The following is a 24,741-nucleotide window of genomic DNA, read 5'->3' as shown; positions in this document are numbered from 1 at the left end:
CATGAACATCACGAATAAGAAATGGAAATTATCCTTGCCCCATAGCTATACCTTAATATTTTTGATTATTATTACAGTCGCCGCGTTGACATGGATTGTACCCAGCGGTCAATTTGAGCGTCATGAAGTGACAGTGAACGGTGTGACCAAAACGGCAATCGTTTCAGGAACCTATCACTCTGTACCCAAAACGGGAGAGAATGGTGATTTAAGACAGGGTATCCCCCAAATCCTTAGCGCCCCGATTGAGGGGATTATCAATGCCGCCGATGTCGTCTCTTTTGTTCTTATCGTAGGCGGCTCCTTCGGTATTATTCTGCAGACAGGGGCCATTGATCGTGCGCTGACAGCTCTTGCCAGGCGGCTAAAGAATAAGGGGATTTTGCTTATTCCCATTGCTATGGTGATCTTCAGTCTCGGAGGTTCTACTTTTGGGATGAGTGAAGAAATTATCCCACTTTATGCGATTTTCATTCCGTTAATGTTTGCCTTGGGTTTTGACTCTATGACCGCGATTCTTATTTTATTTCTGGGAACGCAAATTGGCTATGTTGGTTCGACGGTCAATCCATTTTCGGTGTTGATTGCCCAGGGGATCGCAGGAGTGGAGGGGAATCCTCAGCTCTGGCTGAGATTTATCGAATGGCTTGTATTTACGGCGATTTCTATTGCTTTTACGATGTGGTATGCGCACCGGGTTAAGCGAAATCCAGAGAAATCCATCGTGTTTCAGAGTGATATTATAAACCGCGAGCAGTTTATAAAGGAAAGCACAGATGAGGACGTCGTCTTCACATTTCGGGACAAATTAATTATAGGTGGATTTATTGTAACGCTTGGAGCAATTGTTTGGGGGATTTTGGTCAAAGGCTGGTATATGACGGAGATCGGCGCCCTTTTCTTTGCCCTTGGTATTTTTGTTGGGGTTGTCACCAAAATGAGTCAGAAGGAAATAGCTGAGAATTTTGTAAAAGGATGCGGTGAATTTATCTACGCCGCGGTGATCATAGGCCTCGCCCGCGGAATTCTGATTATCGCAGAACAGGGGATGATTATAGATACCGTATTGAATGCACTTGCAAGCGTCCTGGAAGGATTGCCAAGTTATTTATTCACGACTATTATGCTGCTTGCGCATAATATCATTACTTTCCTCGTTCCCTCTTCTTCAGGGGAAGCTGCACTAACCATGCCTGTACTTGCACCGCTTGGCGATCTTGTAGGCATCAATCGTGAAGCTGTAGTCACAGCGTACCAATTTGGTAACGGGTTAACCAATCTCATTTCACCAACAGGCGGAGTGTTGCTGGCAGGATTGGCCATTGCCCGGATCAGCTTTGGACAGTGGCTGAAGGTAATCTTCAAACTATTCCCGATCCTATGGCTGATTGCTGCTATTTTTGCTGCTATATCGGCTGCGGTGGGTATCTAATCAATCAAGTGAGGGCCCCTGTCTGTTAGAGACAAGGGTTTCTTTTTGTGTTGGTGAAACAAGTCCTCTCTTATGTAGGAAGGCTACTCATTTCTTTCCCCATAGGGTGTATAAGTTTACGTGGAAAATAAATAATATGGATAGCATTTTCCTAAGGAGGAAATAAACTTGATGCTTGCTGATAACAGATTACTCATTGCTGCTTTAGGCGGTGTTAATGAGATTGGTAAAAATATGTACCTTATCCAATATGATCAGGATATTGTCGTCATTGATTGTGGTTCCAAGTTTCCTAATGAAAATTTGCCTGGTATTGACCTCATTGTACCAGATGTCACCTATCTACAGGAGAATCAGGATAAAGTCAGAGCGCTCATTGTAACGCATGGCCATGAGGATCACATCGGGGGCATTCCTTATTTACTGAAGCAGATTAATATCCCCGTATATGGCACAAAACTCACTATCGAATTGATTAAAATTAAGCTAAAGGAACATAACCTTTTACGTGATGCTGAGCTTCATCTTATAGATGCGGATTCAACCATTCAGGCGGGTTCGATTCAGGCATCCTTTTTCACCACTGTACACAGCATCCCTGATTGCTTGGGCGTCTTTTTCAAGACACCAGAAGGTAATGTGGTTCATACCGGGGATTTTAAATTCGACATGTCTCCTGTCAGCGGACCTTTCCCTGACCTTCATCGCATGGCTGAGATTGGAAAACAAGGAGTTAAAGTGCTTCTTTCCGAAAGTACAAATGCCGAAAGACCAGGCTTTACTCCTTCGGAGCGTTTGGTTGGCGGGCATATTTTGGACGCTTTTGCCAGAGCCAAACAGCAAGTTTTCATTTCTACATTTGCTTCCAATGTTAACCGTGTCCAACAGGTCATTGATGCGGCTGTGGAGACAGGCAGAAAACTTGTTTTACTGGGGCGCAGTATGATCAATGTGGTGTCCGTAGCTAAGGAACTAGGATTCTTGCATATGCCGGAGGACTTGTTGATTGAGGCTGGAGAAACGGAGCGGTATCCTGCAGAAGAAATTGCAGTATTATGTACAGGAAGTCAGGGGGAACCGATGGCTGCACTGTCCCGACTTGCCAATTCTCTGCATCCCAAAATCGAAATTTTGCCTGGTGATACTGTGATCATCGCTGCAGGAGCTATACCCGGGAATGAACGAAATCTTTCCCAAGTCATCGATAACCTGTACGTACTGGGCGCCAACGTGATTTATGGATCAGGCAGCGCCACGGGGATGCACGTATCCGGTCATGGCAGCCAAGAAGAGTTAAAATTAATGATGACCCTAATGAAACCCCAGTATTTGATTCCTATACATGGTGAATTCAGAATGCTGCATCAGCATCGTCAGCTAGCAGAGTCAGTAGGGATTCCGATGGAGAATGTATTTATCGTCCAAAACGGTGAGACGATTCAAATCGCAGAGGGAAGGGCATCCCTGGGTCCCAAAGTACCATCCGGCAATAGCCTGGTAGACGGGCTGGTAACTGGTGATGTAGGTAATATTGTACTGCGGGACCGTAAAAAACTTTCCTCAGACGGTATGCTGATTATTGTGATGACTCTGAGCAAAAACGAGAAGCAAATGCTCGCTGCGCCAGAGGTTATATCCAGAGGCTTTGTATATGTTAAGGATTCCGAAGAATTGATGAATCAGATTCGCGACACGATTATGACCACAGTGAACGAGTTAACAGAAATCGAAATGAGTCAGTGGGGCCTGATTAAGCAGATGTTAAAAGATAATGTGGGTCAGTTTATTTACAGTCAGACTAAAAGAAGACCTATGATTTTACCTATCATTATTGAGGTTTAGGAATAGCGGTAAACGTCAAAACAAGATAGAGCGTATTCTTTACGCGATTAATCAAAAAAAGACTTAAATCAGTGATACAACTGATTTAAGTCTTTTTAATTTCCTTTTCCTATCTCCCCTAAAAAACGAGGATGCAGTGGTGGTATGCAGCGCAGCGTCTTAAGTGTTTACGGCCGCTTGCGTCCCTGCTGTATGCCCTGTCGTAAACGCAGCTGTAATATTATAGCCTCCAGTGTAGCCGTGAATATCCAGAATCTCACCGCAGAAAAACAATCCAGGCATCAGCTTGGATTCCATTGTTTTCGGATTAATTTCCTTCAAGTTCACACCGCCCCCGGTAACAAATGCTTCTTTCAGAGAGAGCGTACCATTCACACGAATGGGAAACGCCTTGATTCGCTGGGCGAGTTCTTGCCATTGCTGCTTGGGAATATGATCATAGGTCAAATCTTCACGCAGTTCAGCTTGCTGAAGCAGTAACGGAATCATGCGTTCCGGTAAATAAGACTTAAGTACGTTTTTGATCGCCTTTTTTGCATCAACCGATGCCAGTTCCAGCGTCTCACGGTAGACTTCATCAGCATGTTTATGAGGCTGTAAATCGAGAGTTAATAACACCGTGTTTACCTTATCTTTTTTCAGTCCCTTGACGACAAACTGACTGCAACGCAAAGCAGTTGGGCCAGATAAACCAAAATGTGTGAAAATCATATCTCCTTCATGAACGACAACCTTCTTTTGTTTCGCATTCCATACGGTCAGGCTGATGTTTCGTAAGGAGAGTCCCTGAAGCTCTTTTGTCTGGATGAATGTCTCGCCTGACGTTAGCGGGACCTCTGTTGGATATAGTTCCGTAATGGTATGCCCTGCTTGCTCTGCCCATGCATAGCCGTCACCTTCCGAGCCTGTATGAGGGACGGACTTGCCACCGACAGCGACTATGACGTTACGGCTACGCAGCATTTCACCGGAACGCAGCCGCACGCCAGCCGTATGACCTGCTTTGTAAATCACTTCTTGAACAGGACAGCTTGTCCGAATTTCGACTCCTTGAGAGCGTACCTTATTAATCAAAGCGTCGACGACCGTTTTGGCTTTGTCCGTCACTGGGAACATGCGCCCGTTGTCTTCTTCCTTTAAGGCTATACCTAGTTGTTCAAAGAAGGCGATGATATCCCGATTGCCGAAAGCAGCCAGGGCACTGTGCAGAAAACGGCCATTGCCGGGAATGTGGCGAATGAGTTCATCCAGCTCTTTTGCATTCGTGACATTGCAGCGACCTCCACCGGAGATCCCCAGCTTTCGTCCGAGTTTATTTCCCTTTTCCACTAAAAGCACCTTGGCGCCCTCGCCACTAGCAGCCGCCGCGGCCATTAAGCCGGCTGAGCCGCCTCCGATCACAATTACGTCGTAAGTCATAAACCTCTTCCTTTTCGTCGACAAATTTTCAAAAAATTCAGAATCGCGTAACAAATTTTCCATCATATCGTAATCCCGTCTCTTTAGATAGACTCTGAGCACAGTAGCTGTGTATATCTTCTATTTTATAGGAGTAAGTAAAAAAAACGTAAAAACGATCCTCTTATATATATCCGGTATTTAGCAGAATTTGTCGTTCTACACCGGGATTTTAACACATATATTGTAATATATTGTAGCCTGTGCTTTAATTCAACTAACGGCGTCAAGGAAAGATGATGAGGGGGAGAAGTCCTTGTTAATTGCGTTAAAGGAAAGTGTGCTCCAAGTTCTCCTTGCCGTTATATCGGCGGGTTTTTTCTCTATATTAACGGATTATGGAGACAAGAAAAAGGTTTGGGCAGGCCATCTGCTTCCCGGACCTCATCAAGGAATACTTTATTTGTGTTGCTTGCCAGCCATATTGCTATGTTCGCTCTTTCAATACCAGCCTCCATATGGCCTACCTTCCAATCTCGGTATTATTCCCCTTACTGTGGGCGTCATGTACGGTACACGTCGCACTTCCTTTGTACTCGCTGCTTCTGCATTGACGGGTGTCCTAATTATAGCGCAGTCGATAGAAATGTCCCCAATGTATGTGGGCACTGCTTTTATCCTTTTTCCTTTTATGCTACTGCATGTCAAGTTTTTTCAAAGAGGAACATTGTTGGACAAAAAGCTCGTAATTTTCACATATGTTGTGGCTGATATGCTGCTTAAGGCTTTATTACCGCTATTGTGGGGCAAACAGAACATTTCAGTATACATTCCTGATCTGCTTACAACGTTTTGGAATGTTGCTGTAGGTGTGTTGGCAAGTTTTGCGGTCGTAAGTCTGATGCATAATTCCTTTGAGAAACTGACGCTGCGGCGAGATGTAACTGAGTTTACGAGCAAATATTTAATCGAAGTGGATAAGCTGCGTCAAGTCATGGATTTGATGCCGTTATCTCTTGTTACTTTGGACAGCGAAGAACGAGTTATACATATGAACAAAACGATGCTGGAGCTCTACCGGGACTTCGATCCCTATATTACGCTGCCTGAGGTCGTAGGCCGTCCCTTAAACTCGTTGTACGGTTTTAGCGCTTCGCCTGTAGTTAACGAACGAGTTGCGAAAGCATTGGAAGGAGAAGCAGGCGCTGATTTTATAAATGTATCTCCCAAAGTATTCTTTTCAAGTTTCCTCCCTTTTCGGGATAAACATATGAATCAAACCACAGGAGTCATTATCGCCTTGCAGGACATTACAGAGCTGGAGACGCTCCGCAGTGAGCTGGGCAATTTTGAGAGGCTCAGTCTGGTCGGGCAGATGGCCGCGGGCATTACTCATGAAATACGTAATCCGATGGCGGTTGTGCGCGGGTTTTTACAGCTTATGCGCGAGAAAAGCCCTGATTCTCTAGGCCACTACTACCGCATCGTAATGGAGGAGCTGGATCGGGCGAACGGGATTATTAATGATTTTCTTTCCCTGGCCCAGAATCGGATTGTCGAGAAGGAGCAGTGTCATCTGCATGATATCATTCGTGAACTAACACCTCTATTGTGGGCAGATGCCAACCTGAGGGGACAGACGATTGAGTTAAAGCTGGAGGATCATGTAACGATGCTGCATCTGAATCCTAAGGAGATCAAGCAATTGCTGCTTAATTTATCGCGTAATGCGATGGAAGCTATGGGGGAAAAGGGCGTGCTGACCATTTCTACTCATGAGGAAGGGGATTTTGTCGAACTGGAAGTGAGGGATACCGGTCCGGGAATTCCGCCAAAACAGCTTGAAAAGCTGTTCCAGCCTTTTTACACAACCAAAACGAAAGGTACAGGTTTGGGTCTGGCCTTATGCCAAAGTATAGTGGAGCGTCATCACGGTACGATTGCCGTAGATTCGGTGGAGGGAATGGGCACACAGTTTAAAGTCCGTCTGCGCAGAACCATTCCGACTTATCGGGAGCATTCTGAGCCTCCTGTCATAAATTCGATACAGAAATAATTGTGCAAAGATGTAACCGGATTTTTTGCAAATTACGTGAAAAAGATTGTATAATGGGCTTTAGATGTCCATGCCTTTACTACGGCACAGGATGAAATTAGAAACGTAGTATACATGATTTAATGAAAAGGAGTGAAAGAATATGTCTATGTCTTTCGATCAATATATGAGAGATTCAGTTCAGCCTATGCGCGATGAACTGACGAATCTTGGGATTCAGGAATTGCGTACTTCTGAAGATGTGGAGGCCAAGCTGCCTGATGCTAAAGGTACAGTGCTGGTGGTTGTTAACTCGGTATGCGGTTGTGCCGCAGGCCAATGCCGCCCGGGTATAGCTGAAGCGCTGAAGCATGATATTACGCCGGATCATCTGTATACGGTTTTTGCGGGACAGGATAAGGAAGCAACGGCGAAGGCTCGCGAATTTTTCGCACCGTATCCGCCATCTTCCCCTTCGATCGCGCTGCTGAAAGACGGCGAACTGGTTCACTTCATCGAGCGTCATCAGATCGAAGATCGTTCGGCAGATCAGATTGCTGCTGATTTGACCGGTGCATTTGACCGTTTTTGCCGGTAAGACTGCTCAAGCTATGCCCCCGCATTTTTCGCCTGCGAAACTTGCCGGGGCTTTTGCGTGTTGGCTTGTGAAGGAAATTCCTAAAAAAGAGGTGCTTATCTGATGAGTTTGCAGGAACAGATTATTGCTGAATTGGGAGTACAGCCTACGATCAACGTAGAGGCGGAGGTCCGCAAGCGTGTGGATTTCCTCAAGTCGTACGTAACAAAAACAGGAAGCAAAGGGCTGTTGATCGCCATTAGTGGCGGAATTGACAGTGCCGTAGCTGCCGCCTTGTGCAAGCAGGCTACAGATGAGTTGACGCAGGAGCAAGGGCAAGAATACAAAACGCTAGGTGTATTCCAGCCATATGGTCAACAGGAAGATATCGATCATAGCTACGCAGTGGCTAAAGCGTTCAATTTGAAATATGCTGGGGAAACGAACATTAAGGAAGCCGTGGATGAGGTTGCCGTGGAAGTGGAGCATGCATTAAAGGATATGGGTCTGGAACGTTCCATCACTCCGCAAGTGAGAGGGAATGTAAAGGCAAGAACACGTATGGTGGTTCAGTACGCACTCGCGAATGAACTGAACCTGCTCGTCGTGGGTACAGATCATGCTTCAGAAGCCATTACAGGCTTTTATACCAAATGGGGTGATGGTGCGGTCGATATTACACCGCTCAGTACGCTCAACAAACGTCAGGTACGTTTGTTAGCCAGCTATCTTGGAGTTCCGCAGGCTATTTTGGACAAAGCGCCTACAGCAGGATTGTGGGAAGGCCAGACGGATGAAAAGGAACTGGGGATCTCCTACGAAGCAAACAGCGACTATCTGGAAGGCAAGGAAATTGACCCCGCAGCCCGCGAAAAGCTGGAAAGCTTTTTTACACGTACAGCACATAAGCGGACAAGCATTCCAGGAGTGTAAGCATGAATCATTTTGGAATTGTAAAATGCTGAACTAAATACAAACGGCGATCCGCCCGGCGGATCGCCGTTTGTATTGAAGGGGCTATTGCCTAATTGGTGATCCAGTCAATGAAGCGGCGGGTTTCGGTAATCGCCTGATCCAGTTGAAGACTGCCTCCCTGGAATGGGTGAACCGTGTTAAAAGTATGATTGCCGCCTTGAATTTGTACCCACTCGATATCGGGACGAACGGAGGTGAGTTGGGCAGAGCCTTCCCGTAGACGTTTGGAGTCTTCGGTTCCCTGGATAAGCACAACTGGGAGCTGGCTGTTGGCAAGTCTGTCTACAATGGCAAAACGCTCGCGATTGTGCTCCAGGTCGTCCAGAATGACAGCATCCAGCGGAAGCTGTTGCCCGGTTCTGGCGTTTTGCACATAGCTGCGTCCCTTGGCACGCATTTCTTCTTTTTGCGGTAAAGTAAACAGATCAAGATCTGTTACGCCATTCCATGAAATGACGCCAGCAATCTCGCCGGGATGATCTAGAGCATATACAAAGCAGCTTCCCGCACCTCGGCTATGTCCTAACAGAAACAACGGCAATTCTCTGAATTCATGGCGTGCTCTCAGATTGGACAGCAATAGTACCAGATCTTCTTGTTCGCGGCTATAGGTGTTGCGTGCGAACTTTTCCAGCTCGGTAAAATTCTCCAGATCCTCACCTATGCCATTATGTGAAAAGTTGAAGGTTACCACATGGTTATCCATACTCAATGCTTCTGCTATAAAGGGGAACATACCCCAATCCTTAAATCCTTTGTAGCCATGAGCGATGATGAGCAGGCTTTTGGCCGTATTTTTAGCGGGAAACCAGGAGGCACGGATCACCGCATCTGTTCCTGCATCGGTACCTGCTTCAACCACAATTGTTTCTGACATCCTATCCTTCCTTTCTACGGGAGTTTTTAAACCGGCATATCCGCGAATTTCAAGCATTCACTGATTGCCTCTCTCATTTTAACATATTTTGGTGGCGCTTTTACGCCTTTGCGACTCGCCAGGGTGTGGACGCACTGTTACAATAGATCCAGTAAAGTAAAAAAAGGGCGGGGAATACCCAAATGATCTACGGAATTGGACATGATGTGCTGGAAATAAGCCGTATGGCTCATATTTTGGCAGGTAAATATGCAGATGCATTTTTGAATCGGGTATTGACCCCGGCAGAACGCGAGCTTGCAGTGGAACGCAAGGGGAGGCTAGCGGAGTTCGTAGCAGGGCGCTTTGCCGCCAAGGAAGCGGTAACGAAAGCCTTCGGCTGTGGAATTGGACAAATCATCGGGTTCAGTGATATGGATATTTTACCTGAACCTGGGGGGAAGCCCGTAGTTTATTTGTCTTCGTCTGCGTGGGATCGACTGAGATTGCCGAATACGGGTGACTCGAATTACAGCATTCACTTGAGTATTACACATCAGCCTAACATTGCCTCTGCTTTTGTGATTGTCGAATATAAGGAGACGTGATGGGATGACTACAAATACATTGGAACAAAAGCGTTATTTTAGCTTTGAACTGTTGAATTGGTATACACGTAACAAACGCGACTTGCCGTGGCGCCGCCATCGCAATCCTTTTTATATCTGGATTTCGGAAATTATGCTTCAACAGACACGTGTCGATACGGTCATTCCGTATTTTAATCGCTTTATTTCACGTTTTCCGACGATTGAAGCGCTGGCGGAAGCGCCCGAGGAGGAGGTGCTCAAGCTATGGGAAGGGCTGGGGTATTATTCACGGGCCCGGAATTTGCAAACGGCAGCGAAACAGGTAGTTGAGCTTCACGGTGGGCAGGTGCCGGATGATACGCAGGCTGTTGCGGCACTGAAAGGTGTAGGTCCATATACGACGGGGGCCATTATGAGCATTGCCTTTAATCGACCAGAGCCTGCTGTAGACGGGAATGTGATGCGTGTGCTGTCACGTTATTTCCTCATTGAAGAGGATATTATGAAGGGTAGCACGCGGTCGCATATGGAAAGTCTGGTCAGGGAGCTGATTCCCGAAGGGAGAGCCTCTGATTTTAATCAGGCGCTGATGGAGCTGGGAGCGCTAGTCTGCACGCCAAAGTCGCCCCATTGCCTGACCTGTCCGGTCATGGAGCATTGCTCGGGCAGGCTGGCAGGCCGCGAGGAGACGCTGCCAGTCAAAACAAAAGCGAAGCCGCCGCGCCTGGAGCCGCGTTCCGTCGCCCTCATCGAGGGCAGCGGCGCGAACGCAGGTCGCCTGCTTGTACGGCAACGCCCGGCCAAGGGCCTGTTGGCCCGCATGTGGGAGCTGCCGCATGAGCTTGCCGGGCCGGAGGGCTACAACGGCCCGGTGCCGGATGAGCCAGCTATGGATCATCTGGCGGCTCATTTGTTGGCAGAGGGTGTGCATGCGCGCCCGGTGCGGTTTGTACGTGAGGCGGAGCACACGTTCAGCCACATTCACTGGAACCTGCGTGTGTTCCAGTGTGAAGAGGTCGCCGCCCCTGCCGGGAAGGCGGGCGAACAGCCGCTGGCTGCCGAGCAGCGGGCCAGCTACAGCACCGCGGCGAAGCCAGGTGCGTTGATTGCACTGGCTGAGCAGGCAGAGCACGCAGAGCACGCAGAGCACGCGCACAATGCGCTGCCGGCGGGGTACCGTTGGATCAGCGAGGCAGATATGTCCACCTTGGCGTTTCCCAAGGTGTTCCTTGATCTGATCACCGAGTATTATACGAAGCAAAAAGAGAACTGATGTTAATAAAATAGCGGCAGTATGGACTTGAGGTTACTCCATGCTGCTGCTATTTTTTTGTTTCTGGAATGAAAATGCCTAAATTAGTTACGAACAAAGCGTGTTATTTTTGGTGATGTTTTCGGTATTCGGATGGAGTTAATTTGTTGACCGTTTTGAACATCTTGGAGAATAGGAGTACATCTTTATACCCTACTGATCGAGCAATATCTCCGATTTTCAGGGAAGTATTTTTTAATAGGGAGCAAGATTTTTCAATCCTCAAGTGCAATAAAAATTCCTGCGGTGACTTATTGAGTTGCTGTTTAAATAAACGGTGCAAATATGAACGGTCAATTGAAATGTACTTGGCAATGTCACTTACGGTAATGAAATGTGAATAGTTTTGCTGAATAAAGAGAAGCGCTTCTTTAATATACCGCTGCTGTCTTACCTCATTGTTGACTTCCTGATTAGGATAAAGTTCAAACATCAGATATAGAAATTCATACAACTTGGATGCAAGCAGCAGGTCTTTGTTGGATTTCAGCGTAGAAGAAACGACGATGCTCTCCATACAGCGGGCAAGGCTGCCCTCGGCTTCGAACTGGAAAATGGGATTATCCCTATTGATACAGGTTCGGCTTAGATATTCTTTGGCTTGCACCCCATTAAAACCGATCCAGGCATATTCCCACGGGTCGACTTCATCCGCTTCGTAGTAAATTAAAACCTTCGGCTCAATAAAGAAAGCATCGTTTTTCTCCAAATGATAGATTTTATCATTGACTTTAAAGATCCCTTTTCCTTTTAAAATAAAATGCACCATATACCCGCTTCGAATGGCTGGACCATAAGAGTGTTTGCTGGTACAGCTTTCTTTGCCACAGGTGTATAAATTAAGATCCAGGTTGTTATAGGAATGATTGGAAAAATGCGAACTCATTTGGTTTCACCTCTTAATTCATCTCTGCATATTATCACACCGTTTCATATAGAGTCTACATTATTCCATATAATTATTAAAACTATTCAATTATTATTAGGGTGTAAGAAACAAGGAAACAACATAATTTATATTTTTTGAAAATATTACTATTGGCGCTACAAGGGGGTTACTATGGCTATATACATTGATAAAGAGAAGCTTTTATTCCATTTACAAGGCAGCAATACGAGTTATGTCATGCAGGTTATACGTGATGGTTATTTAGCTCATCTGTATTGGGGGAAGAGAATTCAGACCTATCGGGGGAGCAACAAAATCATCTTCATGGATAGAGGATTTTCACCTAATCCCGATGGGGCGGATCGAGCCTTTTCACTGGATACCATCCCACAGGAATACCCGTCATTTGGAAATAGTGACTTCAGGATTCCTGCGTATCAGCTTCAATTGGAGAATGGTTCTACAGTGACAGATTTTCGGTATAAAGAACATCGGGTTTACCAAGGCAAACCAAAATTGAAAGGGCTTCCTTCTACGTATGCGGAGGATGATGGCGAAGTAGAAACACTGGAAATCATCCTTGAAGACCCATTAATTGATGTAAGGGTTGTACTATCCTATAGCCTATATCAAAAAGGGGATGTCATTACCCGTTCAGTCCGTTTCGATAATGAAGGTCAGCAGCAGCTAAAGTTGCTTAGAGCATTAAGTGCTAGTGTGGATTTTCGTGATGATGAGTACGAACTCATTACCTTGTACGGTGCGCATAATAATGAAAAAAATATAGCAAGACGAAAAATTTTACCCGGGATTCAAATGGTAGACAGCTGCCGCGGAGCCAGCAGCCCTCAACAAGCACCCTTTATGGCACTTGTAAGGGAAGGAACAGATGAAGAACAGGGCGAAGTGTACGCCTTTAATCTGGTGTACAGCGGGAACTTTACGGCCCAGACTCAGGTTGATTCCTATCGGAACACTAGAGTTACGATGGGGATTAATCCTTTTGATTTTACATGGTTGCTTGAACCAGAGGAATCCTTCCAAACGCCAGAAGTCGTCATGGTATACACCGAAAATGGCTTGGGTGGTATGTCGAGAATTTATCATGATTTATACAGGAACAGATTATGTCGTGGACCATTTCGTGACAAGGAGCGGCCGATCCTGATTAATAACTGGGAAGCCACCTATTTTGACTTTGATGCCGACAAGATTGAGCAGTTGGCGAAGGAAGCTCAAAGTGTAGGAGTGGAGCTGTTTGTATTAGATGATGGATGGTTTGGAAAGCGTGATGATGACAATACTTCATTAGGCGATTGGGTGGTGGATCGTCGCAAACTTCCAGATGGCTTGCCGGATCTTGCCAACCGCATTCGAAATCTGGGTATGGAGTTTGGCTTGTGGTTTGAACCTGAAATGGTATCCATAGACAGCGATTTATACAGAAAGCATCCCGATTGGTGTATCCATGTCCCTGATCGTCCGTATACGTTGGGCAGAAATCAGCTTATGTTGGATTTATCGAGGAAGGAAGTGTGTGAGTACATCGTTAAGTCGGTTTCCGACATTTTATCGGATGTTCCAATTACTTATGTGAAATGGGACATGAATCGTCACATGACAGATGTGGGTTCGGCTGCTTTACCACCTGAAAGACAAAGGGAGACGGCGCATCGTTATATTCTGGGGCTCTACAGTGTTATGGAAGAGCTTACATCGAAGTTTCCTCATGTCTTATTCGAGAGCTGCTCTAGTGGAGGAGGCCGTTTTGATGCCGGTATGCTCTATTACATGCCTCAGACTTGGACAAGTGATAATACGGATGCCATTTGCCGACTGAAAATTCAATGGGGAACAAGTCTTGTCTACCCTCCGATTACGATGGGCGCACACGTCTCCACGGTACCTAACCATCAAGTGGGCAGAATAACTCCATTGGAGACCAGAGGTTATGTCGCCATGGCCGGGAATTTAGGATATGAGCTGGATCTGACGGCATTAACCGTTGAAGAAAAAGAAGTGGTAAAACAACAGATAGCTCTGTATAAAGAAATGAGATCGCTCATTCAGTTTGGAAAGTTTTACAGAATTATTAATCCATTTGATGAAAATGAAGCCGCATGGAGCTTTGTGTCAGAGGATCAAACGGAAATGGCGGCCAGCTATTTCAAGGTTTTATCCCAACCGGCTGCTGCGATTAAAACGTTAAAATTCAAAGGTCTGAATCCAGACTACGTTTACAGAAATATAGAAACGGGTGAGCTGTTCGGTGGTGATGAATTAATGCATGTTGGCATAACGCTTGCCAGGGTGAAGCAGGACTTTTTAGGCATGTTCTGGAGATTTGTTAAAGAGGACATCTGATTCAGCTAGAGGAGGTTTTACTAGATGGAAGCAAAAGAAAAGCATTATAAGCAAATATCTCAAGAAATTTTAAAATATATCGGTGGTGAAGAGAACATTATCGGTGTGGCCCATTGTGCCACAAGACTAAGAATTGTCCTTGAGGACAATGAAAAAGCGGAATTAAAGAAGATTGAGGATATTGATCTGGTTAAAGGTGTTTTCATAGCAGGGGATCAACTGCAGATCATTTTTGGAGCAGGGTTGGTCAATAATATCTATGCTGTGTTCTCCAAACTGACTGGAACGGAAGATATGTCATTAAGTGATGTCAAATCGAAGTCCGCACAAAAGCAAAATCCTTTTCAGAAAGCGATTAAATCGCTGTCAGATGTCTTCATTGAGATCATGCCTGGAATTCTTGCCGCCGCATTGTTAATGGGGATCACCGGGCTGCTAGGTCAAAAGGGGCTATTCGGCCCTAAATCGATTGTGGAGATGTATCCAATTTTCCAAGGGATCAATCGCTTTGTTCAGATCGTTTCCACAGGGATTTTCACCATCCTGCCGCTGCTTGTTGTGTATTCTGCAACCAAGAGATACGGTGGTCGTCCAATTCTCGGGCTTGTGCTAGGTGCGATTATGCTTCATCCGGCCTTGGCGGATGCTTTTGAGGTAGCTAAAGGAAGCCAAAATCCGGAATCGATCAGTCTTTTCGGGCTTCCCGTACAGTTGGTTGGCTTTCAGGGCGGTATTATTATTGCTCTAATGATGGGATATGTGGTAGCCAAGTTGGATCAGTTTTTTAACAAAAAGGTTCCAGACATGATTAAACTATTTTTGGCCCCTTTGCTGACGGTCATTGTTTCTTCCCTGCTTCTGTTTACCATTATCGGCCCTCTTGGGCGAGAGTTGGCCAGTCTGGTGACTGTTTCGTTGCTTTGGATGACGCAAAACCTGGGGATATTTGGATTTATGTTTTTTGCAGGTATTCAGCAGATCATCGTTATTACGGGTTTGCACCATGTTATGGGCGCGGTAGAAGCACAGTTGTTAACCGATACAGGCAGAAATTTTATTAATCCATTGGCATCGGTAGCTTTGATGGCTCAAGGGGGCGCCGTTTTGGGGTATGTTCTTTTGAATCGCAAAGACACCAAGGTTAAAGAACTGGGTTACTCTGCATTCGGGTCTGTACTTTTTGGAATCTCGGAACCAGCCATCTTCGGGGTCACTTTAAAGTATAAATTCCCTTTAATTGCTGGTTGCCTTGGAGGAATGGTTGCAGGGGCATATGTATATTTAAGCAAGCTGACAGCCATAGGATTCGGAACCACGGCTCTTCCTGGCTTTGCAATTGCAGCATCAGATAACCACGGTCATATCAATTATCTTGTTGCTCATCTGATTGCCCTGTTATGCGGAGCATTATTTACATTGGCTTACGGTATGATCAAGAGCAAGAGGTCAAAAGTAATATCTTAAGGAATGAATCGAAGTTTATGAATAAAAAGGAGTAGGAGGAGCTTAAAGGCTCTTTTCTACTCCTTTTTAGTTACGGATATCGTACCTATATGGAGGGATCGCTCTCAATCAGCCCTTTGCCGATCACATTGGCTGATACCGGAGGCTTGCCAAGCTCGCGCGACCATACGGATAACTGCCCGATATGATGAATCTGGTGGGCAATGACATGGCGCATTACCTCACCCCAGGCATCAATCGCAATTCTGCCGTCCGGGAGGTGATCTTCAAACCTTTTTCGTTCCAGACCTTCATGCCAGGCGAGTACGAACGGCTCTACATCAAGTCGAAACTTTGCATCCAGCTCGCGGACTTTATTCAGCGTATTATACTGAGAGAAGTCTTCCTGAAAATCAGGTTTGCCTTGAATGATTTGAATCCAGCTCCATTCTACATCAACGATATGAAAGAGCGTTTTTAGAATGCCGCCAACCCCGCCGATGCGTTCTTTCAGCAGTTCCTCCTGCGGCACCTCTTCACACCAGCGGTACCATTGTTCCCGAACCATCCAATTGTAACGAAAAAAAGTCTGCATCCATTACCCTCCAGGGACTGTAATAAAGAATGATTTCCACCAGTTTACCACAGAATGCCAAAAGGGCTGTCTCATTCGTAGAAAATCTACTTTAGAGACAGCCCTTCATGATTTAGGATAAGAATGTTGTTACTGGCTTATTTCTTTGCAGCCGCGTAACGTTTGTTGACTTCATCCCAGTTGATTACATTGTAGAAAGCTGCAATGTAGTCTGGGCGTTTGTTTTGATATTTCAGGTAGTAAGAATGCTCCCAAACGTCCAGTCCAAGAACCGGAGTCAGACCCTCGAACAGCGGGCTATCTTGGTTTGGAGTGCTAGTGATCGCCAATTTGCCGTCTTTGCCGACAACCAGCCAAGCCCAGCCGCTACCAAAACGAGTTGTAGCTGCTTTAGTGAAGTCTTCTTTAAATTTGTCATAGCCGCCCAGTTCGTTGTTGATGGCTTCAGCAATTGCACCTGTTGGCTGTCCACCGCCGTTAGGACCGATAACTTCCCAGAACAGGCTGTGGTTGTGGTGTCCACCACCGTTATTGCGAACCGCAGTGCGGATGCTTTCAGGAACGCTGTCCAGATTGGAGATCAGATCCTCCAGGCTTTTGCTTTGCAGTTCAGGAGCGCTTTCCAGAGCTGCATTTAAGTTCGTAACATATGTGTTATGGTGACGATCATGGTGAATTTCCATTGTCAGTGCATCAAAATGTGGTTCCAGTGCGTCTTTTGCGTAAGGAAGTTCAGGTAATTGAAATGCCATAATAAAATCCCTCCTGGTTATATGGTTGGGTAAGTGTTCCTATGTAATAATACCCTCGATAGTTATATTAAACCGCATTCAGCCTATTTTTTCAACATTTTTGTTTGTAAAATACCAAACTGGGCAATTGGGCCTGGTAGCTAGCATGTCCAAAAACACGATTGGAATACATAATACATAGGTAATAAGAGGTAAATTGTGAACATTAAAATGTAAACGCTTTATATACAGCGCTTACATGAGAAAAAGGGATGTATTCCGTCAAAAAGTATGGTTTAATGGTCAAGGAAGCAGAATTTTGGGCTTTTTTGTCGTCTGCTATAAACTGTCATGTCTATGACACGACAAACTTGAGGGCATACACCCTTTTCCTGTTCTTCATTTCATATATAGCAGATCGTATGCATTTTTATCATAATGCCTTGTGATTAACACCATGATAAGCGCTTTATGGATTTATGTAAAAATGACGGTGCTGTCTCAATTTATTTATTATGCTTACGAAAAGGGAGATATTACTATGCACGTTCGTTCCTTTCAATTAAGTGATGTGAATTCAGTAACGGAGCTCATGCAAATTGCCTTGTCGGAGGAGTGCTACAAAGAGACGGTGGGTGCTTTTGCCCGTCAGCTTTCGTGGGATTCCGGTTTGATCGTCGTTGCCGAAGAAGAGGGAGAGATCGTTGGTGCCCTGATTGGCACGATTGATCAGAATCATGGTTGTTATTATCGTATTGCTATTCACCCGGATCATCGTCGGATGGGAATCGGGAAATCGCTTGTGGAGTCCATGGAGCAGCGTTTTCAGCAACGTAAGGTTAGCCGTATTTGGGTAGCAGGGGACAAGCATAACAGTGCGGCCATGCCGTTGTACGAAGCTATGGGCTACGGAGCAAGCCAGATTTTACAGGCGTTTCAGAAGCTGAGTATTTTGGCACCTCATTAATCGGTATTCGATATACAGAAACGAAGTATAATATTTACATTTAGAGCATATCTGAGTAACCGTTGCAATCGGGTACGGGATATGCTTTTCTATTTATAACAGGGTTGAGGAGGTTAATTATGGACGCTTTGGCTCCTTCGTCAGACCCGCTTCCTTCACCGGAAACGTCCAAACAGGCAGGTCGCTCTGGTTACATACGCGATTGGTTAGTCACTCTGCTGATCGCGATGGTTGTCTTGCTGCTTCTGAACCTGTTTGTATTTAACTTGTCTACGGTCAGAGGACATTCGATGCAGCCGACGCTAATGGAAAGCCAGCATTTGTTCGTTAACAAGCTGGTTTATAATTTTCATGATCCGGGAAGAGGGGACATTGTGATTTTAAAAGATCCCGATTCCAAACTGTCCAGCCCAAGATTTTTAGTGAAAAGAGTCATAGGTATTCCCGGAGATGTCATTCGGATTGAGCATAATCATTTATATGTAAACGGTGAGCTGCTAAATGAACCGTACACCAACTCGGACGTGGAGGATGGTGATTACGGTCCTTTTACGGTGGAGCCAGAACACTTCTTTGTCATGGGAGATAATCGCCATACGGCTGCAAGCAAGGATAGCCGGTACTTTGGCAGCGTTAAGTCTGAAGATTTACTGGGACGTGCAGAGTTTATATTTTGGCCGATCTCGGAGTGGAAGTGGCTATAGAGCAGTTATGAGTCTGAAATCAATGCGGAATACGTGCGACCCGATCAGAGCTACAACGGATCAGCGATTCCCAATCAGGAAAGGAAGAGGACGATGAAAGAAGTGATGGTTTATACCGACGGTGCTTGTTCGGGGAACCCGGGCCCAGGGGGCTGGGGGATTGTTTTGCTGTATGGAGAGCATCGTAAGGAGCTGTCGGGTGCCGAAAAGATGACGACAAACAACCGCATGGAGATCAAGTCGGTGATTGAAGCGCTGAAGCTGCTCAAGGAGCCGTGCCGTGTAAAAGTACACAGTGACTCTGCCTATGTCGTCAATTGCTTCAAACAAGGCTGGATTAAGAATTGGCTCCGTAATGGCTGGCGCAACAGTAAAAATCAGCCAGTGGAGAACAAGGAACTTTGGGAAGAACTATGGGCACTAATGGGTAAGCATGAGGTTGAATATGTGAAGGTGAAGGGCCACAGTGACAACGAACTGAATAATCGCTGTGATTTTCTGGCGACGAGTGCTGTTAAAAATTTACGGTAGCATCTGCTGCTATTTTCTGTTGAAATTTGAGATAGGAGAATGATACATCATTCTCCTATCTGTCACGAAGAATTGTGAATGAGAGGTGAGTATCGGATGCAACGCGAACTAACTCGGACGGCGACCGGAACGGCTTCGACTTGGGCTTCGCTCAAGCAGGAAATTATTGAGGCAGCTCCAGGGCTGGGGATTGATTCCATCGGGTTCGCATCCGCCGATCCCTTTCTGTCTCTGAAAGCTATATTGGAAGAGCACCGTGCTAAAGGCTATGAATCCGGCTTTGAGGAGCCCGATATTGATAAGCGTATCTATCCAGAGCTGTATGGCTCGCAGCCCGCATCCCTGATTGCCATTGCGGTGGCGTATCCTTCGAAAATGAAGGACCCGCCGAAGTCGGACAAGGGAAAATACCGTGGTATTATGGCGCGTTCAGCCTGGGGCAAAGATTATCATCTGGTACTGCGGGAAGCGATGGAAAAGCTGGAGGCTTTTATAAGTGAGCGGGTACCTGATGCACTGTTGAAAAACATGGTGGATACTGGAGAATTGTCGGACCGAGCCGTTGCGGAACGCGCAGGGATTGGCTTTAGCGGCAAAAATACGATGATGATATCACCGACACTGGGGTCATGGATTTATCTCGGGGAGCTGTTGACGAACATTCCCTTCCAGCCCGATGAACCGGTTACGGATGGTTGCGGAGAGTGCACCAAATGTTTGGATGCATGTCCTACCGGTGCGCTTGTAGGTCCGGGACAGCTGAATGCCCAGCGGTGTGTGTCCTTTTTGACGCAAACCAAGGGCTTTTTGGACGAGGAGTTTATGCTGAAAATAGGGAATCGGCTGTATGGATGTGATACGTGCCAAATCGTATGTCCCAAAAATCGAGGCCTCAACTGGGATCATCATCCCGAGCTTACACCCGATCCTGAAATTGTGAAGCCGTTGCTGTTACCGTTACTGGATTTGAGCAATCGTGAATTCAAAGACCGGTTTGGTCAAAGTGCGGCGGCTTGGCGGGGGAAGAAGCCGATTCAACGTAATGCAGTCATTGGTCTTGGCAATTTCAAGGATGTTAGCGCGGTGCCCAAATTGACGGAGGTTTTATTGGATGATCCGCGTCCCGAGCTGCGAGGCACGGCGGCGTGGGCTTTAAGTCGAATAGGAGGGGAAAACGCTATGACAGCGATCAAGCAAGCATCAGAGAAGGAACAACATGAGCAAGTACGCGAAATGATCGCGCAGGCGCATTCCAAGCTAGCGGAACAAGAGCAGGCAGAGCAGCAAACTTCTGCTGAATTAAAGACGGAGGATTCACAGGGTCCAACTAAGATTTATTATGACGAAATGGAGACGCCTGTGGGCACTCTGACGCTGTGTGCTACGGATCGAGGTCTATGCCGAATTGACTATAGCTCTTTTTATGCGAAGGAAGCATTGCTTCAGCAATGGGCCCGGACATGGGTCGGGGAATATGTCTATGTACAGGAGCCGGAAAAGCTGCGCGAAGCTGCAGAACAACTGCGTGAATATTTTGCGGGAGAACGACGGGAATTCAGTATAGCCTATGATTTGAGAGGCACTCCTTTTCAAGAGCAGGTATGGCGCGCACTGCAAAATATTCCGTACGGACAAAGTGTGTCCTATCAAGATATTGCAGAATCGATTGGACGAGCCAAGGCGATACGTGCTGTCGGCGAAGCCAATAACAAAAATCCATTGCCTATCCTGTTTCCATGCCACCGTGTATCGGGTGCAAACGGTAGTTTGGTTGGCTATGCCGGAGGCTTGCCAGTCAAAATGAAGCTGCTGGATTTGGAGAAGGAATAAGGACATATGTTTGCAAAAAGTAATTTGCTAGCTGTCCCATGTTTTGCTATGATAGGTTCGTGTAATTCAAGATGTCTCATATAAATATACAGAGGTGACGACTTCGTGGTGTGGAATATTGTCATTCCGATTATTACCCTGATTGTTGGCTTGGTCGGGGGATTTTTCATCGGTGCTTATTATCTTCGCAAACAGCTTGAAAAGATGCAGAACGACCCTGAAACGCTGCAAAAAATGGCCAAACAGATGGGCTACAACCTGAATGGGAAACAGATGCAAAAAGCCCAGCAGATGATGAAGAACCAACAGTTCTCCAAAAATCAGCCTGGTGCGCGTAAAAATCAGGGCCGTCGGAAATAATGAGCAACGTGAGTACGGATGCCGCATGAGGTTGCTGCATAGAGGAGGATTACTGTGGCTGGCGTAAAAGATTATATTAACCGCAAAGCTGCGGATAACCGGGATAAAATCGAGTACCATGTGGAGCAGATTTTAAAACTGATCGGTGAGGACCCCAAGCGTGAAGGTTTGTTGGAAACACCAGCACGCGTTGCGCGCATGTATGAGGAAATATTTGCGGGTTATGAGGTTGATCCACGAGATGCGCTGGGTGTGACATTTGACGAGAATCACGAGGAGCTTGTAATCGTGAAGGATATTGTCTACTACAGTCAGTGTGAACACCATATGGCTCCTTTCTTCGGAAAAGTGCATATCGGCTATGTACCCAGCGGTAAAATTGTAGGACTAAGCAAGCTAGCCCGTTTGGTGGAGGCGGTGACCCGCCGATTGCAGGTACAGGAGCGTATTACATCGCAGATCGCTGATATTTTAAATGAAGCGGTCTCCGCTCACGGAGTTATGGTGGTCGTGGAAGGCGAACACTTGTGCATGTGTGCCAGAGGTGTCAAAAAGCCTGGCAGCAAAACGGTAACATCTGCCGTACGCGGTACGTTCCGTGATAATGCAGCACAACGCGCAGAGTTCTTGTCCCTGATCAAGGAATAATTGAACAGAATGCAATGGTTAGTGATAAAAAAAGGGTGGTTTACGCATAGGCGTAGCCGCCTTTTTTTGTTAACATCGGTAATAGTGACAATGGGATAGCTACTGTGAAGAAGATGAAATAAAAAAATAGCAGCATGCTGCCTTGAAAATTACGATTAGCCTATGGATAAAAGTTATTTTTAAGATAGGGGATAACGTATGGACCATATACATAGCTCAACAGAAATAACAACAGCATTGCCTGAGTTGCAATGGTTGGAAGCGCCACTGATGACTACTCAGGAAGACGTATTGTTTCCGCTGGCTTGGGAGGAGCTGGCTTGTCGGCAAGTAGGGAAAGGAGCTGCGCCCATTTTGCATGTATGGCGGCATCCGGCAGCGCTTGTGATTGGTCACCGGGACCGCAGGCTTCCCAACGCTCCACAGGCGATGGAGCGAGTGCGTAGTTCAGGAACGTGGGTATGCGTGCGTCCTTCAGGTGGAGCAGCTGTCATGCTGGACAGGGGGGTACTGAACCTGTCCTTGATCCTGCCGAATCCGCAGCGGGCCATCAGCCTGCATGAGGATTTTCGGCTCATGGCAGGGCTGATTGCCGATGCGCTGGCCCCGTGGTCTGCCGAGGCGCAGACTGGAGAGATCATCGGGTCCTTCTGTCCCGGGGATTACGATGTGAGCGTCCGAGGACGCAAGTTTTGCGGCATTGCACAGCGGCGTCAAGCCAAGGCGTATATCATCACGGCCTTTGTGATGATTGAGGGCCACGGAGCAGAGCGCGCACAGGCGGTGCAGCAGTTTTATCGGGAGGCAGCCGGGGATACACCGGCAGGCGTGCAGCAGCCGGATTATCCCCGGGTTAATCCGGCAACGATGGGCAGCCTGGCAGAGCTGGCCGGAGTGCCGTCTGTCGAGGCGTACACAGCATCGCTACGCCGTGTAGTCGAGAGTCGGGCGGCCATTTTGCCTGCCGATGGCTCGCTGGTGCAACTGGAAGGATTGGCAGAACAGATGGCAGCGCTCAGAGAGCGGTACGATTTGCAGGTGTAGTTTATTTTAGCTTAGAATGGTTGCCATCTCAGCTTGGAGGCTTGAGCGTAGCGCGCTTCCACCTCAGGCCAGTTGACGACATGCCACCAATCTTCGATGTATTTATTGCGTTCAGCCTGATGTTTTAAGTAATATGCATGTTCCCACACATCGATCGCCAGAAGCGGAATAGACTCCCATTGAGTCAGGTTCTGGTGCTTTTCGGCCTGCAAAATTTCAAGCCGCCCGGCGCGCGGACTCCACACCAGAATGGCCCAGCCGCCGCCTTCGACCTTTTCGGCTGCTGAACTAAATTGCTTTTTGAAGGCATCGTAGCTGCCAAAATCCTTTTTAATCTGTTCAGCCAGCGGTCCGCTTGGATTTCCACCGCCTTGAGGGCTCATGATCGTCCAAAAAAGAGTATGCAGATAATGACCTGCACCATTAAATGCCAGTTCACGTTCCCAATGCTTTACGAGGCCAAAATCACCTGTTTTTCGGGCTTCTTCCAGTTTCTTTTCCGCTTTATTCAGATCATTCACATAGCTCAAATGATGCTTGTCATGGTGAATACGCATCGTTTTTTCATCAATGTACGGTTCAAGCGCATTATAAGGGTAAGGAAGCGGAGGGAGCCGATGTCCGCCAATAGGGACCGGGCGACCGATTAAGGACTTTTCTGCTGGCGAAGGTTGAGCCTGGCCGGACTGGACGCCTTTAGTAGCCCCAGAACCCTCTCCTCTCATGCCGGCATGCCGCTCTCGAAACGCTTGCTCCGGGTAATCCTCACCCTCTGCCGCTACATGATACAACCCAGCGGCTCGCGCGATGGAGCCGGGCTCTTGAAAGGGAGTTGTTGAGATCAGGAAATATTGACTTTCATGTGCTGCGTGTATTACAACTCCAGCGGATTTTGGCTGCTGACGCAATGCATGACTGTGCTCAGTCAGCAAACCTAGCTGCCGTACATATTCTTGTGATTGACGGTTCGCGGTTTGCAGCAAATCGTCCAGTCGACGATTTAATTCCTGTGAGGCAGGCTGTGAATTCAAGCCTGATTCAGACAACGATTTCTCTCCAGTCGCTGATGCGTCTGATCCCCTTGAATGTGCTGATGATTCATCCAGCTGGTGTGTATGTGCTTGAGGAACAGCCGACTCTTTTTTCCATTGATGTTGCCATGCCTGTTCTGCCGGATCAAGCGAGCTCCGTTGCTCTTCGAGCAGCTCGATGGCGGTGCGTTCCGTTTGTTCAAATACGGTTCGCCAATCATCCAGCAGCCGCACATAAGCAGGCTCTAGCCCTTCAGTAGCAGATTTAATCACTTCCACGTGCCAACTTTCCTGCTGCTTCCAATGACGAATTTCCTCCAGCACACGTAAGGGCAGGAAAGACCCATAAGTACTCAGCATTCGTTTTTACCTCCCGTATCCCGCTATGGCTATCCGGCAGATCTAGCAGATCTGTCCTGGATGCATATGTACCCAGTATATTCGCCGTCTCACCGTGAATATGTCTATGAACTTCCTTCATCAGGTTATACCTGTTGCGCAGAACAATAATTACTCATGGAAAATAAAAAAAGAAGCCCGTCTACGGCACGGGTTAAGTGTCCATAGGCAGGCTTCTTTAAGACGAT

General features: G+C 46.8%; 22 protein-coding genes. 16 read left to right on the top strand and 6 right to left on the bottom strand.

Annotated features, from left to right (window positions below; genetic code table 11):
* Position 1: 1 nt before the first annotated feature.
* Positions 2-1,432 (top strand): YfcC family protein, encoded by a 1,431-nt coding sequence (locus HFE01_RS20810; RefSeq protein ID WP_017428446.1) that lies wholly within the window; start codon positions 2-4, stop codon positions 1,430-1,432.
* Positions 1,433-1,603: 171 nt separating this feature from the next.
* Positions 1,604-3,274 carry a ribonuclease J gene (locus HFE01_RS20805; protein ID WP_016819351.1) on the top strand — a complete coding sequence of 557 codons (1,671 nt, stop codon included), beginning with the start codon at positions 1,604-1,606 and terminating at the stop codon, positions 3,272-3,274.
* A 159-nt stretch (positions 3,275-3,433) separates the two neighbouring features.
* On the opposite strand, the gene HFE01_RS20800 is transcribed toward HFE01_RS20805, so the two are convergent.
* Entirely contained in the window at positions 3,434-4,693 is a 1,260-nt protein-coding gene (locus HFE01_RS20800; protein ID WP_107734965.1) for a BaiN/RdsA family NAD(P)/FAD-dependent oxidoreductase, read from the bottom strand.
* A 295-nt stretch (positions 4,694-4,988) separates the two neighbouring features.
* Here HFE01_RS20800 and HFE01_RS20795 point away from each other — a divergent pair, with 295 nt between their 5' ends.
* The 3 genes from HFE01_RS20795 to nadE all read left to right on the top strand — a co-directional run bounded on the left by HFE01_RS20795 (position 4,989) and on the right by nadE (position 8,217).
* On the top strand, positions 4,989-6,728 hold the full coding sequence (locus HFE01_RS20795; RefSeq protein WP_090891318.1) for a two-component system sensor histidine kinase NtrB: 1,740 nt from the start codon (positions 4,989-4,991) through the stop codon (positions 6,726-6,728).
* A 142-nt stretch (positions 6,729-6,870) separates the two neighbouring features.
* The gene (locus HFE01_RS20790; RefSeq protein WP_016819348.1) at positions 6,871-7,305 is read left to right on the top strand and encodes a BrxA/BrxB family bacilliredoxin; all 435 of its coding nucleotides are present in this window, start codon (positions 6,871-6,873) and stop codon (positions 7,303-7,305) included.
* A 102-nt stretch (positions 7,306-7,407) separates the two neighbouring features.
* Entirely contained in the window at positions 7,408-8,217 is an 810-nt protein-coding gene (gene nadE / locus HFE01_RS20785) for an ammonia-dependent NAD(+) synthetase (protein ID WP_016819347.1), read from the top strand.
* A 91-nt stretch (positions 8,218-8,308) separates the two neighbouring features.
* Here the strand turns inward: nadE and HFE01_RS20780 are convergent, their stop codons facing one another.
* Positions 8,309-9,136: an alpha/beta hydrolase family protein gene (locus HFE01_RS20780; protein ID WP_016819346.1), complete on the bottom strand. Its 828-nt coding sequence runs from the start codon at positions 9,134-9,136 to the stop codon at positions 8,309-8,311.
* A 182-nt stretch (positions 9,137-9,318) separates the two neighbouring features.
* Here HFE01_RS20780 and acpS point away from each other — a divergent pair, with 182 nt between their 5' ends.
* Positions 9,319-9,723, top strand: coding sequence for a holo-ACP synthase (gene acpS, locus HFE01_RS20775; protein ID WP_016819345.1), 405 nt, complete (start codon positions 9,319-9,321; stop codon positions 9,721-9,723).
* Between the two features lie 4 nt (positions 9,724-9,727).
* Positions 9,728-10,978, top strand: a complete 1,251-nt coding sequence (mutY, locus tag HFE01_RS20770) for an A/G-specific adenine glycosylase (RefSeq protein ID WP_107734922.1) — start codon at positions 9,728-9,730, stop codon at positions 10,976-10,978.
* A 103-nt stretch (positions 10,979-11,081) separates the two neighbouring features.
* Here the strand turns inward: mutY and HFE01_RS20765 are convergent, their stop codons facing one another.
* A complete protein-coding gene (locus HFE01_RS20765; RefSeq protein WP_164965345.1) occupies positions 11,082-11,903 on the bottom strand; it encodes an AraC family transcriptional regulator in 822 nt (273 codons plus the stop codon).
* A 174-nt stretch (positions 11,904-12,077) separates the two neighbouring features.
* On the opposite strand from HFE01_RS20765, the gene HFE01_RS20760 reads away from it, so the two are divergent.
* Both HFE01_RS20760 and HFE01_RS20755 read left to right on the top strand, forming a co-directional pair.
* Complete coding sequence (locus HFE01_RS20760; protein WP_016819342.1) at positions 12,078-14,270, top strand: alpha-galactosidase; 2,193 nt, start codon at positions 12,078-12,080, stop codon at positions 14,268-14,270.
* Between the two features lie 24 nt (positions 14,271-14,294).
* The gene (locus tag HFE01_RS20755) at positions 14,295-15,734 is read left to right on the top strand and encodes a PTS transporter subunit EIIC (RefSeq protein WP_107734920.1); all 1,440 of its coding nucleotides are present in this window, start codon (positions 14,295-14,297) and stop codon (positions 15,732-15,734) included.
* An 85-nt stretch (positions 15,735-15,819) separates the two neighbouring features.
* On the opposite strand, the gene HFE01_RS20750 is transcribed toward HFE01_RS20755, so the two are convergent.
* Together HFE01_RS20750 and HFE01_RS20745 are read right to left on the bottom strand one after the other, a co-directional pair.
* Entirely contained in the window at positions 15,820-16,308 is a 489-nt protein-coding gene (locus HFE01_RS20750; protein ID WP_017428441.1) for a DinB family protein, read from the bottom strand.
* Between the two features lie 137 nt (positions 16,309-16,445).
* Positions 16,446-17,060, bottom strand: a complete 615-nt coding sequence (locus HFE01_RS20745) for a superoxide dismutase (protein ID WP_107734919.1) — start codon at positions 17,058-17,060, stop codon at positions 16,446-16,448.
* Positions 17,061-17,580: 520 nt separating this feature from the next.
* Here HFE01_RS20745 and HFE01_RS20740 point away from each other — a divergent pair.
* The 7 genes from HFE01_RS20740 to HFE01_RS20710 all read left to right on the top strand — a co-directional run bounded on the left by HFE01_RS20740 (position 17,581) and on the right by HFE01_RS20710 (position 23,123).
* The gene (locus HFE01_RS20740) at positions 17,581-18,006 is read left to right on the top strand and encodes a GNAT family N-acetyltransferase (RefSeq protein ID WP_013369410.1); all 426 of its coding nucleotides are present in this window, start codon (positions 17,581-17,583) and stop codon (positions 18,004-18,006) included.
* 119 nt (positions 18,007-18,125) lie between these two features.
* The gene (lepB, locus tag HFE01_RS20735) at positions 18,126-18,710 is read left to right on the top strand and encodes a signal peptidase I (RefSeq protein WP_016819338.1); all 585 of its coding nucleotides are present in this window, start codon (positions 18,126-18,128) and stop codon (positions 18,708-18,710) included.
* A 93-nt stretch (positions 18,711-18,803) separates the two neighbouring features.
* Complete coding sequence (gene rnhA, locus HFE01_RS20730) at positions 18,804-19,241, top strand: ribonuclease HI (RefSeq protein WP_016819337.1); 438 nt, start codon at positions 18,804-18,806, stop codon at positions 19,239-19,241.
* Between the two features lie 96 nt (positions 19,242-19,337).
* Positions 19,338-21,071, top strand: coding sequence for a tRNA epoxyqueuosine(34) reductase QueG (queG, locus tag HFE01_RS20725; protein WP_038978261.1), 1,734 nt, complete (start codon positions 19,338-19,340; stop codon positions 21,069-21,071).
* A gap of 105 nt (positions 21,072-21,176) precedes the next feature.
* Positions 21,177-21,431: a YneF family protein gene (locus HFE01_RS20720; protein ID WP_013369414.1), complete on the top strand. Its 255-nt coding sequence runs from the start codon at positions 21,177-21,179 to the stop codon at positions 21,429-21,431.
* 54 nt (positions 21,432-21,485) lie between these two features.
* The gene (folE, locus tag HFE01_RS20715) at positions 21,486-22,079 is read left to right on the top strand and encodes a GTP cyclohydrolase I FolE (RefSeq protein ID WP_013369415.1); all 594 of its coding nucleotides are present in this window, start codon (positions 21,486-21,488) and stop codon (positions 22,077-22,079) included.
* Positions 22,080-22,277: 198 nt separating this feature from the next.
* A complete protein-coding gene (locus HFE01_RS20710) occupies positions 22,278-23,123 on the top strand; it encodes a lipoate--protein ligase family protein (RefSeq protein WP_102999207.1) in 846 nt (281 codons plus the stop codon).
* Between the two features lie 11 nt (positions 23,124-23,134).
* On the opposite strand, the gene HFE01_RS20705 is transcribed toward HFE01_RS20710, so the two are convergent.
* On the bottom strand, positions 23,135-24,514 hold the full coding sequence (locus HFE01_RS20705; protein WP_167438651.1) for a Fe-Mn family superoxide dismutase: 1,380 nt from the start codon (positions 24,512-24,514) through the stop codon (positions 23,135-23,137).
* Positions 24,515-24,741 lie beyond the last annotated feature (227 nt).

The sequence above is a fragment of the Paenibacillus sp. EKM10P genome (genome assembly GCF_011800655.1).
GTDB classification, from domain to species: domain Bacteria; phylum Bacillota; class Bacilli; order Paenibacillales; family Paenibacillaceae; genus Paenibacillus; species Paenibacillus polymyxa.
The sequence above is the reverse complement of the archived record's forward strand: the minus strand, read 5'-3'. Positions and strand labels throughout refer to the sequence as shown.